Annotated in this window: 12 protein-coding genes and 1 riboswitch; of the genes, 7 read left to right on the top strand and 5 right to left on the bottom strand. The window is 45.2% G+C overall.

The features are described from left to right. Positions 1 to 65: 65 nt before the first annotated feature. The 3 genes from thiC to argH all read right to left on the bottom strand — a co-directional run bounded on the left by thiC (position 66) and on the right by argH (position 4,560). Positions 66 to 2,132 (bottom strand): phosphomethylpyrimidine synthase ThiC, encoded by a 2,067-nt coding sequence (gene thiC / locus B2866_RS12605; protein ID WP_296194876.1) that lies wholly within the window; start codon positions 2,130 to 2,132, stop codon positions 66 to 68. A 264-nt stretch (positions 2,133 to 2,396) separates the two neighbouring features. Further along, a riboswitch (TPP riboswitch) is annotated at positions 2,397 to 2,520 on the bottom strand. A 151-nt stretch (positions 2,521 to 2,671) separates the two neighbouring features. Beyond that, positions 2,672 to 2,962, bottom strand: coding sequence for an oxidative damage protection protein (locus B2866_RS12600; protein WP_068407860.1), 291 nt, complete (start codon positions 2,960 to 2,962; stop codon positions 2,672 to 2,674). A 224-nt stretch (positions 2,963 to 3,186) separates the two neighbouring features. Further along, positions 3,187 to 4,560, bottom strand: coding sequence for an argininosuccinate lyase (gene argH / locus B2866_RS12595; protein ID WP_296194885.1), 1,374 nt, complete (start codon positions 4,558 to 4,560; stop codon positions 3,187 to 3,189). Positions 4,561 to 4,778: 218 nt separating this feature from the next. On the opposite strand from argH, the gene B2866_RS12590 reads away from it, so the two are divergent. From B2866_RS12590 to B2866_RS12565, 6 genes are all read left to right on the top strand, one after another. Beyond that, on the top strand, positions 4,779 to 5,825 hold the full coding sequence (locus B2866_RS12590) for a sensor histidine kinase (RefSeq protein ID WP_296194873.1): 1,047 nt from the start codon (positions 4,779 to 4,781) through the stop codon (positions 5,823 to 5,825). Between the two features lie 270 nt (positions 5,826 to 6,095). Then, entirely contained in the window at positions 6,096 to 6,833 is a 738-nt protein-coding gene (locus B2866_RS12585; protein WP_296194870.1) for a LytR/AlgR family response regulator transcription factor, read from the top strand. A gap of 274 nt (positions 6,834 to 7,107) precedes the next feature. Beyond that, entirely contained in the window at positions 7,108 to 8,145 is a 1,038-nt protein-coding gene (gene hemC / locus B2866_RS12580) for a hydroxymethylbilane synthase (protein WP_296194867.1), read from the top strand. Between the two features lie 81 nt (positions 8,146 to 8,226). Continuing rightward, positions 8,227 to 9,225: a uroporphyrinogen-III synthase gene (locus tag B2866_RS12575; RefSeq protein WP_296194863.1), complete on the top strand. Its 999-nt coding sequence runs from the start codon at positions 8,227 to 8,229 to the stop codon at positions 9,223 to 9,225. A 72-nt stretch (positions 9,226 to 9,297) separates the two neighbouring features. Next, positions 9,298 to 10,242: a hypothetical protein gene (locus B2866_RS12570; protein ID WP_296194860.1), complete on the top strand. Its 945-nt coding sequence runs from the start codon at positions 9,298 to 9,300 to the stop codon at positions 10,240 to 10,242. Between the two features lie 45 nt (positions 10,243 to 10,287). Then, complete coding sequence (locus tag B2866_RS12565) at positions 10,288 to 10,779, top strand: acyl-CoA thioesterase (RefSeq protein WP_296194882.1); 492 nt, start codon at positions 10,288 to 10,290, stop codon at positions 10,777 to 10,779. Between the two features lie 147 nt (positions 10,780 to 10,926). On the opposite strand, the gene ribBA is transcribed toward B2866_RS12565, so the two are convergent. Then, positions 10,927 to 12,039, bottom strand: coding sequence for a bifunctional 3,4-dihydroxy-2-butanone-4-phosphate synthase/GTP cyclohydrolase II (gene ribBA, locus B2866_RS12560; protein WP_296194858.1), 1,113 nt, complete (start codon positions 12,037 to 12,039; stop codon positions 10,927 to 10,929). Between the two features lie 293 nt (positions 12,040 to 12,332). Beyond that, a complete protein-coding gene (locus tag B2866_RS12555; protein WP_296194855.1) occupies positions 12,333 to 13,622 on the bottom strand; it encodes a replication-associated recombination protein A in 1,290 nt (429 codons plus the stop codon). Positions 13,623 to 13,846: 224 nt separating this feature from the next. Between B2866_RS12555 and B2866_RS12550 the strand changes: the two genes are divergently transcribed. Further along, positions 13,847 to 14,425, top strand: a complete 579-nt coding sequence (locus B2866_RS12550; RefSeq protein ID WP_296194852.1) for a type IV secretion protein Rhs — start codon at positions 13,847 to 13,849, stop codon at positions 14,423 to 14,425. Positions 14,426 to 14,521 lie beyond the last annotated feature (96 nt).

The raw sequence follows: 14,521 nt of genomic DNA, 5'->3' as shown, positions 1-14,521 counted from the left end.
CCAACTTATGGGGGTCAGTTCAATGAGTAGCGCTTTTTTATAAGTTAAAGGTTAATGCTAAGTGGTTAAACTTCTTTATATAGCTGACGACCTTCTTTATGATATTTTTCGCTCATTTCTGCCATACCTTTATGAATCTCATCGAGGCTGGCTTCGCCTACTTGTCCAACCAGCTCAGTATCCACTTCTTTGATGACATGACCTGCATTAGTTAAATCGCCCGTATGCGGGGTGACTTGTTTATTAGCGGCATCTTTATCTAATCCTGCTGCATATTCACGCACGTTTTGGGTGATTTTCATTGAGCAAAACTTTGGTCCACACATCGAGCAAAAGTGCGCCGATTTATGGGCGTCTTTTGGCAAGGTTTCGTCATGATATTCACGCGCGGTATCAGGATCAAGGGCCAGATTAAACTGATCATCCCAGCGGAACTCAAAACGGGCTTTGGACAAAGCATTATCACGCGCCTGTGCACCCGGATGACCTTTAGCAAGGTCAGCAGCATGAGCAGCAATTTTATAAGTGATAATGCCGTCTTTGACGTCCTTTTTATTTGGCAGACCTAAATGCTCTTTTGGCGTCACATAGCAAAGCATTGCCGTACCAAACCAGCCAATCATCGCCGCGCCAATGGCGCTGGTGATATGGTCATAACCGGGAGCGATATCAGTCGTCAAAGGTCCTAGGGTATAAAAGGGGGCGTCAGCACATAGCTCAAGCTGCAAGTCCATATTTTCTTTGATGCGGTTCATCGCAACATGCCCGGGGCCTTCAATCATCACCTGTACATCGTGTTTCCAAGCGACTTTGGTCAACTCACCAAGGGTACGCAGCTCACCAAACTGCGCTTCATCATTAGCATCTTGCAAACAGCCAGGACGCAGTCCATCGCCTAAGCTAAATGCCACATCGTACTGCTTCATAATCTCGCAGATGTCTTCAAAATGGGTATATAAAAAGCTTTCTTGGTGATGGGCAAGGCACCACTGCGCCATGATAGATCCGCCACGCGAGACGATGCCCGTCAAGCGATTGGCGGTTAGCGGTACATAACGTAGCAGTACGCCGGCGTGAATGGTAAAGTAATCAACGCCTTGTTCGGCTTGCTCAATCAATGTATCGCGGAAAATCTCCCAAGTTAAATCTTCGGCAACGCCATCGACTTTCTCTAAGGCTTGATAAATAGGCACGGTACCAATTGGCACTGGCGAGTTACGAATCAACCATTCACGGGTTTCATGGATATGGTTGCCTGTCGATAAATCCATAATAGTATCGGCGCCCCAGCGCGTTGCCCAGGTCATTTTTGACACTTCTTCATCGATAGATGAGCCGAGCGCTGAATTGCCGATATTGGCGTTAATTTTCACCAAGAAGTTACGCCCGATAATCATCGGTTCAGATTCTGGGTGATTAATATTATTGGGGATAATGGCGCGACCAGCCGCGACCTCGCTGCGCACAAATTCAGGGGTGATGATTTTTGGCGTATTGGCACCGAAGCTCTCGCCGTCATGTTGGCGCATATCGGTCAGTTCATGCTGTTTTTGCGTCTCACGAATGGCGATATATTCCATTTCAGGGGTAACAATGCCGCGACGTGCGTAGTGCATTTGCGTGACATTCTCTCCTACTAAGGCGCGACGTGGTTTATCAATATGCGCAAATCTTAAGTTAGCAGTACTGATATCACGGGCGCGCGCTTGTCCGTATGCGCTTGATAAGCCGTCTAACTGTTCAGTATCGCCGCGCTCAGCTATCCAGCCTTCGCGTAGCTTTGGTAAGCCTTTGGTCAAATCAATCTCGACATTGGGGTCGGTATAAAAGCCTGAGGTATCATAGATGTAAAACGGTGGATTTTTTTCCCATTCGGACTCGCTTACCCCTTGTATGGGGGTAGGGTCAAGGGTGATCTCGCGCATCGGTACTTGGATATCGGGCCGTGAGCCCCCGATATAGACTTTTTTAGAAGCGGGTAAGATGCGGTGTAAGTCGCGGGCGTCTTCTTCAAAACGCGCATCATTGGCGGTACGGTGAGCAGGCGTTTTGAGGGCGTCGGCTTTTTTATCGACAGTTTTAGCAACAGGGGTCGAGGGGGTTTGGGCTGTTTGTAAATCTGAAGTAGTCATATGCTGTCCTAGCGTGTTGGTTTTTGAATAAAAGCAACACCGCCAGTAGCTGCGGGGGCAAGACGATGCAACATAGACAAATTCAATCATCAAAAACGTGCACTATTCTTAAATTCAACTTTCATTGAAAATGAATCTAATGCGGTTGTTAAATGATTGGTAGGCGCCGCTTTTTATTGCTTGCCTCATAGCCGCGTAAAAACGCTAGCATATAAAGTATCAGCAATAATAAAAAAGGCATTTCTGCGCGCCCTTTGTATATAAAACATAGTCTTAAGACTTCCCTGCGTCGGTACTAACCGCATCAGGTTCGGCGGGTGATCTCTCAGCGAATGTATGACAACCTTATAAACTAAGCTTGTCGTACACCGCACCCCGAGTCTGTCAGTGTTGTAAATCAGTCTCATACTAACAAACTATAGGGTTGCTGCCTAGTCATTTGCCGTTTGTTAGTAGAGAGGCAATTTTGATGTCATTAATGTAATCACTGTCTTTTAAACAATGACAGTTTTTTCAATTACTAACCATCATCATGCGTATTATTTTTCTGGTGTCCAGCCCTGCGCGCGCTCATAGTCTTCGTTGTCCAAAAACTTCTCGCGTTGCTCGGTTAAGAACTTTTTGGCTTCAGGGTCCATCATGCTGAGATGGTTTTCGTTAATCAGCATGGTTTGCTGCTCAAGCCATTCTTTCCAAGCTTTGTCAGAGACGGTTTCTTGTAGCTCTTGACCTTTTTTATTAGGAAATGGCGGATGCGGCATTTTTGGCAATTCTTGCTTATATTTGCGGCAAAAAACGGTATTGGCTTGTGGATTAAAAGTCTCAGTCATCAGGCAATCCTCATTAATTAGTGGTATTAAATTATTGTCTCGAATATTGGTATTCATCTATCATAACGCGCTTGCACGATTTAGCAAAGCGTATCAGGTGTAGAGAAGGTAACATCAAATCTATCTAATGCTGGCAAAAAAACACCCGCGCAATGGCGGGTGTTAGAGAAAAGCGCTGGTTTTAAAGCACAGTTTTATTGCTAGCTTCAGCTTTAACAAGGCTTTTAAGCAAACGCTTTTAGGCGCGCACGTCCATTAACCACTGCCTGTTTGACTTGATTTGGCGCGGTACCGCCTAAATGGTCACGAGCGGCCAATGAGCCTTCTAGCGTTAGATAGTCAAAAACATCATCGCCAATCGCATCGCTAAACTGCTGCAACTGCGCCAATGACAAATCGCTCAAATCAACGCCCTCGCGAATACCCAAAGCAACGGCATTACCGACCACTTCATGGGCATCACGGAAAGCAACACCGCGTCGAACCAAATAATCAGCCAAATCGGTCGCAGTTGCATAGCCTTTCATGGTGGCGGCGCGCATATTTTCTTTATTTGGGGTGATGTTCGGCAGCATATCTGCAAAGGCGAGTAGCGAGCCTGTCAAGGTATCAACGCAATCAAATAGCGGCTCTTTGTCTTCTTGGTTGTCTTTATTATAAGCAAGTGGCTGACTTTTCATCAGGCTAAGCAGCGTCATCAATTGGCCAAAGACACGCGCCGCTTTACCGCGTACCAACTCTGGTACATCAGGGTTTTTCTTTTGCGGCATGATAGATGAGCCAGTACAGAAGCGATCTGGTATTTGCACAAAGTTAAACTGCGCTGACATCCATAGAATAATCTCTTCGCTCATACGCGACATATGCATCATTAAGATAGAAGCCGCTGAGGTAAACTCAATGGCAAAGTCACGGTCTGAGACAGCGTCTAAAGAGTTTTGGCAAATACCTTCAAAACCTAGCAATTTGGCAGTGATGGTACGATCAATCGGAAAGGTTGTGCCAGCAAGGGCAGCGCTACCAAGCGGCATCTGATTGATACGGCGGCGCGCATCTACCAGACGCTCTGTATCGCGATATAACATCTCAAACCATGCCATCACGTGATGACCGAAGCTGACTGGCTGCGCGGTTTGCAGATGGGTAAAGCCTGGCATGATGGTATCGGTATGCTGCTCCGCTAAATCTAATAAACCACTTTGCAAACGTACTAGTAGCGCGATGATATTGTCGGTTTCTTCACGCAACCACAGACGAATATCGGTCGCAACCTGATCGTTACGACTACGGCCTGTATGCAGTTTTTTACCAACCGCACCGACGATATCCGTTAAGCGTGATTCGACGTTCATGTGCACGTCTTCAAGTGCAATAGACCAGTTAAACTCACCAGCTTCAATCTCGCGCAGCACCTGCTGTAGACCATCGATAATGGTCGCAACGTCATCAGCGCTTAAGATGCCACATTCTTTCAGCATGGTCGCATGCGCGATTGAGCCTTGAATGTCATGACGGGCAAAGCGTCGGTCAAAGCCGACGGATGCGGTAAAGGCGGCAACGAAGCTGTCCGTCGCTTCACTAAAGCGACCGCCCCACATCTGCTGACCTTGACCACTCGTAGCGCTTTGCGGCGCAGTAGTGTTGGTTATAGAAGCATCTATGCTAGAATCAGAAGTAGATGAATTTTTATTTGAATTAGGATTAATACTATTTGAAGAGTTGGCGTTCATATCGGTACAAGACAAGTCAAGAGAATAAGAACTCAAGTATAGCAAATGATGAGGTTGCCTTACTAGCGGAGCGCTTAGAGTTTTTTATGCCCAAGCTCATGGAGATGATGAAGCCTTGGCAATGGCTGCTAGCAATCTTTTTTTGGTCGCTATTTGTGGCAATCGTCGATCGGCATAGCGTGGTCAATGAAACGCAGTTTATCATCAAGTTTATGGCAAGATTTATTCAAACCAGCTTGGCTTTGATTCCTTCTTTTTATCTGATCGATTATCTACGTCCAGTCTTTAAAGGCTTACGTGTAGCGACTGTCAGTCTCTATACTTTGCTCATTTTGACCACAGCCACAGCAGTGACTGTCGCGTTAGTCTTATTAATTATGATAAATGCTGGCTGGTTTGACTATAGCTTGGCAGACTTTATCTCAATCATTGTTTTTAATACGGTGATTGCCGCCGGATTTACCGTTGCCACCTTACTGTTTTTTTTACGCCGTTATCGTGAGCTGAATGCGCTGAAGCACTCCTTTGAGCAAAAATTGAGCGCCCAAAATGATGTGTTAAAAGCTCGCCTTGCGCCGCATTTCTTTTTTAACACTATCAATACCTTGATGTCGCTGATTGAATCTGAGCCGCAGCGCGCCGCTGTTTTATTGCAGCACGTCTCAGCGCTATTTCGTGCCAGCTTTAATGGCGCGCGTGAGATCAGCTTTGAAGAAGAGATTGCCCTGTGTGAGCATTATTTGGCCATTGAATCTATCCGCTTGGCGGATAAATTGGTAGTCAGCTGGCAGCTGCCAAAAGAAGACGTGATGTATGACATGGTGATTACCGCGTTAACCTTACAAAGCGTGATTGAAAAAATGCTAGTGAACGTCATTAGGATGACGACTGAGACCATTTATATTGATATTAAAGTTACTTGGTTGCAGCATCGGGTTGACATTACTATTAGCGTGCAGCTGCCGAAAAAAACCTTAATGATTAACCATGACTTACGCCAACATATGGACTTTACTATTCAAGCACAGCGCCTGCGGGCCTATTTTGGTCAAAGTGCCGACATCCAAAGCAGCATAACGAATAAACAAATTCTTACTAATATTAGCTATCCGCTGCAAGATGTCAGTTTATAATTCTTCCTCTTTAAAACATTTGCTCTAGTTGCTATGCATGAGCCAATTATCGCCAAGCATTTATCGTGGCATATTTATTGCACCGTCTAGAGTGTGATGCACCGCTAAAGCATTTAAATGTCAAAGTTTGATTCGTGGCTTGCACAAGTGCGGCAGTTGGTTTATAACTTAAGTAGGGAGCTGCATTCTTACTAAGGGATGAGTGTTACATATTGATAGGCTGTTAATACTTTAAAAGATTTCTAAGTAGGCACTTATAAAGGAGTTTGGATGCGGATTGTTGTTTGTGATGATGAGCCCTTAGCTCGCGAGCGTTTGGTTAGAATAGTTAAAGAGTCCGGTCATGAGGTGGTTGCCCAAGCTAAAACCGGCATTGAGGCCATTATCGCCGTAAAATCTGAGCAGCCAGACATTATATTGCTCGATATTCGCATGCCTGAGATGGATGGCGTGGAGTGCGCGCAAGAGCTTGCAAAGCTAAACCATCCACCCGCCATTATATTTGTCACGGCGTATGACCATTATGCAATCGCGGCGCTCAAAGCCAATGCGATCGGTTATCTGTTAAAACCTGCCAATAAAGATGAATTATTAGAAGCGCTAAAAAAAGCTACTAATCTTAATGCGGCGCAATTAAACGAGATTCGAAAACTTGAGAATCCAACCGCTCGTCCAGTGCGCGAACATATCGTCGCGCGTACCCATCGCGGCGTAGAGCTGATTGAACTCAAAGACATCTACTATTTTACCGCCGATCAAAAGTATGTCAAAGTACGTCATAAAGATGGCATTGTACTTATTGATGATACGTTAAAAGAGCTTGAGCAAGAATTTGAAGGCAAATTGTTTCGCGTCCATCGCAACGCCATTATCAATATTAAATATCTAGACTTTTTAGAAACACTCGATGCAGGACAGTTTCAGCTGCACTTTAAAGGTATTGATGAAACCCTAGCAGTCAGCCGCCGCCATCTACCGGCCTTACGTGAAAAGATTCAAAATATGTAACGGTACATCAGGTAATGCTAAACCATGCTGAAAAGTATTCAGTAACAAGCGCAGTAATTTGTTGAAATAATCCTGCCATATCATCAAACCCTTATTTATGCTTAAATAGGGGTATTTTTTTGTGGCATTCCGCTTTAAAAATCATTTGAACGGCGATGTTGAATGCTACATTCGCATTATTATAAAGATACTGAAACCGTTATTGTTGAGCGATTGTTTTTAAGCGATTATTGCTGAGCAATGCGATTTTATATCGAACCTATTGAGGCCTTTTATGAGCACCATGCAGCAACCTGCTTTGACTACCTTAAATATCGCCACCCGCCAAAGCCCATTGGCGTTATGGCAAGCGGAGCACATTCGTGACCGCCTACTGACGCTGTATCCTGAGCTGACCATTAACCTGCTAAAAATTGTCACCAAAGGCGATAAGATTTTGGATACGCCGCTGGCAAAAATTGGTGGTAAGGGTTTGTTCGTTAAAGAGCTTGAGCAGGCGTTATATGATAAGCAGGCAGATATCGCGGTACACTCTTTAAAAGACGTGCCAATGGAATTGCCAGAAGGCTTGACGCTTGGTGTCTATTGTAAACGCGCTTCGCCAACCGATGCCTTCGTATCGAACACTTATCATAATATCGATGAGTTACCACACGGCGCAGTGGTTGGTACGGCAAGTTTGCGTCGTCAATGTCAAATCAAAGCCTATCGCCCCGATTTGCAAATCAAGACCCTGCGCGGCAACGTTGGTACGCGTTTGGGTAAGCTGGATGCCGGCGAGTATGACGCTATTATTTTGGCAACCAGTGGTTTACAGCGTATTGAGCATGATGCGCGCATTCGTAGTGAGTTGGATATTGATATTTGCTTGCCAGCCGTTGGCCAAGGTGCCCTCGCGATTGAATGCCGCGAAGGTGATGACGAAGTTCTAAAGTTATTGGCACCGTTAAACGATGACAAAGCTCGTATCCGTCTTATCGCTGAGCGCGCGCTAAACCGTCATTTACAGGGCGGCTGCCAAGTACCGATTGCCGCTTATGCGGTATTACAAATGGCTGATAGCGCCGACGATAGCAGTAGCAAAAACAATGGTCAAAACGGTAATAACGACAATGGTAATGTATTGTGGTTACGCGGCCGCGTCGGTCAAGAAGACGGTAGCGAGCTACTCAAAGCTGATAAACGCCTAACCTTAACCGGCAGCCAAGCTGAGCAAGAAGCGCAAGCCAACCAGCTAGGTATTGAAGTCGCTGAGATGCTACTAGCCATTGGTGCGGGTGATATTTTATCAGCCATTTATCAGTCTAAATAAAGCGCAAAATAAATCACCTTTAAGTTGCGTCACAATAAAATTTCGCTAATCATTTACTCATAGAGTTACTGAATTGACTGTATGAGTAAGCTCACTTTTCAAAACTTCTGTCACGGTATGTTTATGTCTTGGTCATCCTCTGAGTCTACTGCTTCAAACCAATCCATTGATAAGCCAGCATCGCTGCCGCAAGTAGTCATCAATACGCGCCCCATTGAGCGTGCGGCGCCGCTGACCAATCATTTACAAGCGGCAGGATTTTCAGTGGTTGATATACCAATGTTGACATTGGAGATGCGTCCAACGACCAAGCAAGACATGGCATTGATGCGCCAATGGTTTGCCGGTGATTATCAAGCGCTCGTTATTGTGAGTCCGACAGCGGCAGCTTCTGGCTTAGCCGTTTGGAAGGCGCTTGAACATGAGCGCCAAGCTCAGCTGGTTGAGGGAGCTAATAGCGCGCAACAGGACGCTAGCCTTAAAGGTTTAAAAGCACCAAGCCATCTGATAGCAGTAGGAGAAGCCACGGCAGCGGTATTAAATGACGCCAAACTCGATGCGGCAAGTTATCAAGTATTGCAACCTCTGATTGCTAATAATGAAGGTATGTTAGCGATGCCAGAAATCGACAGCCTACAGGCTGGTGATAAGCTGTTGGTATGGCGCGGGCTTGGTGGGCGGCGTTTATTGGTTAATACCTTACAGGCGCGCGGTGTCCATATCGATAGCATTGCTTGGTATGAGCGCAAAATGCCTAATGATGCTATGGCGCAGTATAAAGAGTGGCAGGCCCTGTATCTTAGCCAAAAGTCTGAGCAGCCGAAACCTATTGTGATTGTCAGTAGTGGCACAGCGTTTGAGTATTGGCAAGCGATTGTTACAGAGGTGGCAGCGCAAAAAGCCAATGCAGAAAAATCAAACCGTTCGCCGCTGCTACTCAACGATTTTGCTTATGTCGTACTAGGTGAGCGCTTAGCCAATATGGTTGCTGGTCAGGATTTAAGTTATTGGCGGGTAGAAGATTTGGCGCCCGAAACCATTGTTGCGGCAATCCATACACCCCTAGTCGATTGCAGTTAAAAAAACGCTTTCTTTTCTCAAGCCATTTATTTTATATTTGCTTAAAAAATTACTCACCAACGGTGCTGCCTTATGTCCATGAATTCTGACTCGTTAGCTAAGGAACCTTCTGCGCTTCAGCAGCGCCGGCAAGCAAATATGTTTTTGGTGCGTTTACAATGGCTGGTCATATTATTGCTTATTGCTGCTTTGCTGTGGTTTTTTATCAGTCAGCAGCGCTTTGAGCGCAGTATAAATGAGCGTTTGCAAAGTAATGAGCAAGTCGTCAGTCGCCTGAACGAGATGGACGATCGCATCTTTGCGATGAGTCAGCAGACACTGCCAGAGCCTCGCGTTGCCGCTAGTAGTCAAGCGCAGAATCAGCTCGATTTATTGCGCATTCAGATACAGGCGGCGGATAGATTGTTGGCGGATAATAACGAGAGTGCGGCGATTGATTTGTTGCGCGGTCTGCATTGGCAACTGTCTCAAAGCAGTAATGAGATTGCGCCTGCGCTCACCGTGGTGATCAAGCAAAGTTTGATGAAAGACATTGAACGCTTGCAAGCAAGAAGCTCGCAGCCGAGTCCTTGGCAGTTACAAAACTTAGCCATTCAAAATATCCAAGAGTTTTTACACAGTTATCAGCGTCCTGCTCGTGTAACTGACGCGCCTAATACTAGCGCTAACGATGTCAGCGTAACCCGTAAAGAGCTTATCATTCATGAAGTGATTATGACCTTAAATCTTGCCAGTCAAGCAAGTAATATGCGTGAAAAAGATCAGCTGATTGGCTATCTGCGTCAAGCACGTAAACAGCTACAAACTCTAGTAGATACGTCTGCGTCAAAATCCGTTACCGATAATAAAAACGCTCAAACAACAAACAACGCCGCTTCTAAGCAAAATAATAATCAAACCAAATCTGCCCCGCATAATATCGCAGAAGTTGTCGACTGGTTAGATCGCCTAATTGCCACGGCGCCACAGTCAACACCATTATTGACCACGCAAATTTTGGATAAACCTAAGCGTTAATTGACCTTTTTACAATTTTATAAGAAAAATAAGAGAAATATAGTGATAAACCATTTTGAAAAAAATACGAATCTAAATAGTAAAGGCGTAGATGACAACCGTCCTAACGAGTTGGCACATTATCCAATCATTCATCAGCAGCCGATTCATTGGGGCGAGATGGATGCCTTTAATCATCTAAATAACGTGGTCTATTATCGTTATGCGGAGTCAGCTCGAATTGGCTATCTGCAAGCACTCGGGATGTTTGATGGCAGTATGGTGACGGTATTGGCGCAATCAAGTTGCCAGTACTTACACCCAGTAACGTATCCCGATACGTTATTACTAGGCGTGCGTTGTCAGCGCTTGGGCAATACTAGTATTGTCATGGAATATAGCTATTATAGCTGCGCTCAAGAGACGATTGTCGCGACCGCTGATGCTGTTATCGTCCGTTTAGACAGTAATGGTAAGGATAAATTGCCGTGGAGCAATGCAGAGCGCGAGCGTTTATTGGCATTAGAAGCAAAATTTAACCATACGCCCAAACTTTAAAAAATCGGCTAATTTACTAAGTCCTTAATAACAATGAAATGATACTGCTAAAACAGAGTTTATCTATGAACACTCAAATATAGAAAAGGCACGCTAAATACTATTAGCGTGCCTTTTTATACTGCTGTATTTTTTAATTTATAGTCTTTATTTTTGCTTAGGCGCATGAACAAAGTCCACTACATTTAAATCGAAACCTGACAGCGCATAAAACTTCATCGGTGAAGACAGTAAGCGCATATCACGCACGCCTAAATGACGCAAAATCTGCGCGCCAACCCCGATACTACGATAAGGCTGCTGAGCGATGGTAGACATTGACTGATTCTCAGCCGCTTTATCCAGCGCTTCTCCCAAGTCAATCGGCTGATGATTGCCAATCCAAACCAATACGCCGCGCTCTGAGTCGTTTATTTCTTCTAGGGCTGAGCGTACGCTCCAGCCGCTACGACCAGTGGTGTCATTCTTCGCCGCAAACAAGTCACGTAAAGGATGAAAGCCATGTACACGAACGGTACTGACGCCTTCACTGACATCGCCTTTTACCAAAGCTAGGTGAGTTTCGTCTGCACCAAACTCGCGGAAGCGATGTAAGGTAAAGGTACCGTATTCGGTCTCAAACGGATGGGATTCAACCTCTTCGACCGTTTGCTCATTGGCGATGCGGTAGTTAATCAAATCAGCAATCGTACCAATTTTCAGGTCATGCTCTTTGGCAAATATCTCAAGGTCATCACGGCGCGCCATCGTGCCATCATCTTTGATGATTTCGACGATCACCGCTGCTGGCTCCAGCCCTGCTAGACGCGCCAAATCACAACCGGCTTCAGTATGACCCGCACGATGCAGGACGCCACCGTTTTGAGCCATAATCGGGAAGATATGCCCAGGCTGGACGATATCTTCTGGTTTTGCTGAAGAAGAAACCGCTGCTTGAATGGTACGCGCGCGGTCAGCGGCAGAAATACCGGTGGTCACGCCTTCAGCCGCCTCAATAGAAACGGTAAAGTTGGTGCTGAATTTTGCTTCATTGCGGTCTGACATTAGCGGCAATGCCAGCTGTTGGCAGCGTGCTTCTGACAAGGTTAAGCAAACCAAACCACGCGCGTGGGTAATCATAAAATTAATATCATCAGGGCGTACGTGGGTCGCGGCCATGATGATATCGCCTTCGTTTTCGCGATCTTCGTCATCCATTAAGATGACCATTTTACCAGCACGAATGTCTTCGATAATTTCAGGAATCGTATTTAAACTCATAAGAAGTCTCAATATTTTATTATTTATAAATGGATTTGATGAGAAGGTTAAATTATTATTCGTCTATTGTAGCAGCAGAGGGCGTCAAGCGCTGTTGTAAAGCATAGCGCGGCTTAATAACAGCCATATAAATAACAGCAATAATAAAATGCTGTGCTCAATCGACTTGTATATATCATTATGAGGCCATTTTAACGCTTTTCATCCTACTGTGCTGTGTCATCTTGCCAATATGTCCATTAATAGCCTAAAAATAGCGATAAGTATTATCAATGATGCAAGTAAATATGCTGTTATTCATTACTAGCCGCTTGACTCTTTAGCCAGTCCATAAACTGCTTGCTGTGCTGCTCGCGCTGATTGTCAGCAAATTCATAAAAACTTGTCCCGACTAAATTATCCGGCAGATAGCTTTGCGGATAATAGTGATTGGGGTAGTCATGAGGATAAGCGTAACCTTGACCATAACCTTGATTGCGCATCAATTTGGTCACGCCATTCCGCAGATGTAGCGGCACAGGCGAGGCGTCTTTTTCAGCCAGTGCCATCGCTGCATTAATGGCCTTATACGTGCTATTACTTTTAGCACTGGTCGCAAGATACACCACTACTTGCCCTAAGATAATGCGCGCTTCTGGCATGCCAATAGACTGTACGCTACGCAAAGCAGCATCGGCAAGGAGGAGGGCGTTTGGATTGGCATTACCAATATCTTCACTGGCCAAAATAACTAAACGCCGCGCGATAAAATCAGCAGGCTCACCGCCAACCAGCATCCGCGCCATCCAATACAGCGCCGCATCTGGGTCGGAGCCGCGTACGGATTTTATCAGGGCCGAGATGATATCGTAATGCTGCTCGCCATCTTTATCGTAGCGTACCAGTGCCGTTTGGGCGACACGAGCGACCAATTCATCATTGATAATTAATGGCGACTGTTTGCTATCTGCCGTTTGAATGGCAAGCTCTAATAAATTGAGCGCTTTTCTGGCATCACCATGTGCCAACTGGCTAATCGTCTCTTGCGCCTGCAAATCAACTTTTAGGTTTTTAAGGATATTGTCTTCTAATAACGCGCGCTGCAATACAGCACTGATTTGCTCAGGTGTCAGCGGCTCTAGACGATAAACTTGGCAGCGCGATAGCAGGGCGTTATTCAAACTAAAGGACGGATTTTCGGTTGTCGCACCAATTAACGTAATATCACCTGACTCTACCGCGCCAAGTAAGGCATCCTGCTGCGCTTTGTTAAAGCGGTGAATCTCATCGATAAATACCACCGGCGATTCAAAGCTTAGTGAATCCTTGGTATCTAACACCTCGCGTAATTGCTTAACGCCCGTATTCAATGCCGATAACGCATGAAAGGGTCGGCCAACGGCATCAGCCAATAGCATCGCTATGGTGGTCTTCCCAATACCCGCTTCACCATGCAAAATAATCGATGGCAGGTGTCCTTGTTCGACTAAGCGCCGTAACGGTGCGCCTGCTGCTAATAGGTGCTCTTGGCCAATAATATCATCAAGGGTCGCAGGGCGCATACGCTGAGCAAGGGGCGTATCAGCATGAAAATTGGGCGGCATAAGCATCTCTATTATCAATTAAACGGCTGTTTTTTATTTTAATGTGACTATAGCTAGGCTAACGCAGATTTGCGTTAATAAAAGTCAGCTAAGTGTACAACTTATGTCTTAAAGACTTTGTTTTAAGCAATTGTGACCTTATTAATGGTTTATCAGTGATGACCAATCATATTATTACAAACCATCAAATATAAAACGAGCAACCAATACAAGGTAAGACATTCATGCGGTCGGAATCTACTTTGAAGCGTTTATTTAAGCGTGCGGAGTCTCTTCGTTCTGAGTCTCTTAAAGCGACCAAGCGGCGTTCGCGTCAGCTGACTGCTGGAGAGATAGCACTGGCCCGTTCGGTGTTTGGCGATAGTATTGGGCTTGAACAGGTTCAGCTTAAAACCGCTTGGTGGGTACTAAAAAACTACGCTGTCAGTCCTAATGGTAATATTTATTTCCACCCGGCCGACTGGGTCACAGATTTTAGTCAGTGTTCCTTGGCTAAGCAAAGCTGGCTTATTCATGAATTGACCCATGTGTGGCAATTGCAGCAAGGTCTTAAAGTCGTACGCGGCGCTATGATTAATCGCCGCTATGATTATGTCCTTAACGCTGGCAAACCCTTTTTCAACTATGGTATCGAGCAGCAAGCACGAATGGTGCAAGATTATTTTATCAGTCGGCAGCACGGTCGCGATTGTCAGGGTTTTGAAAATTGTATTCCTTTTTTAGCGACACAAAGAATCGATAACAGCCATGACCATAATAAAACTCGCGACGAACATAAAACTCATGACACATGTAAAGTTTAATCTTTCTTTTATGCTATAAAATTTATATGATGACTGAAACTTTTGATAATAATAACAAGCTGCTAGAGATATAGAAAAATAAAATAGCTAGTAGTC

The organism is Psychrobacter sp. UBA3483 (assembly GCF_002377905.1).
Lineage (GTDB): Bacteria > Pseudomonadota > Gammaproteobacteria > Pseudomonadales > Moraxellaceae > Psychrobacter.
The sequence above is the reverse complement of the archived record's forward strand: the minus strand, read 5'-3'. Positions and strand labels throughout refer to the sequence as shown.

Coding starts and splice junctions, on each gene's coding strand:
- B2866_RS12585 (WP_296194870.1), top strand. CDS start 6,096: ATGCGGATTGTTGTTTGTGATGATGAGCCCTTAGCTCGCGAGCGTTTG.
- thiC (WP_296194876.1), bottom strand. CDS start 2,132: ATGACTACTTCAGATTTACAAACAGCCCAAACCCCCTCGACCCCTGTT.
- B2866_RS12550 (WP_296194852.1), top strand. CDS start 13,847: ATGCGGTCGGAATCTACTTTGAAGCGTTTATTTAAGCGTGCGGAGTCT.
- B2866_RS12575 (WP_296194863.1), top strand. CDS start 8,227: ATGAGTAAGCTCACTTTTCAAAACTTCTGTCACGGTATGTTTATGTCT.
- B2866_RS12555 (WP_296194855.1), bottom strand. CDS start 13,622: ATGCCGCCCAATTTTCATGCTGATACGCCCCTTGCTCAGCGTATGCGC.
- B2866_RS12600 (WP_068407860.1), bottom strand. CDS start 2,962: ATGACTGAGACTTTTAATCCACAAGCCAATACCGTTTTTTGCCGCAAA.
- B2866_RS12570 (WP_296194860.1), top strand. CDS start 9,298: ATGTCCATGAATTCTGACTCGTTAGCTAAGGAACCTTCTGCGCTTCAG.
- B2866_RS12590 (WP_296194873.1), top strand. CDS start 4,779: ATGCCCAAGCTCATGGAGATGATGAAGCCTTGGCAATGGCTGCTAGCA.
- hemC (WP_296194867.1), top strand. CDS start 7,108: ATGAGCACCATGCAGCAACCTGCTTTGACTACCTTAAATATCGCCACC.
- ribBA (WP_296194858.1), bottom strand. CDS start 12,039: ATGAGTTTAAATACGATTCCTGAAATTATCGAAGACATTCGTGCTGGT.
- argH (WP_296194885.1), bottom strand. CDS start 4,560: ATGTGGGGCGGTCGCTTTAGTGAAGCGACGGACAGCTTCGTTGCCGCC.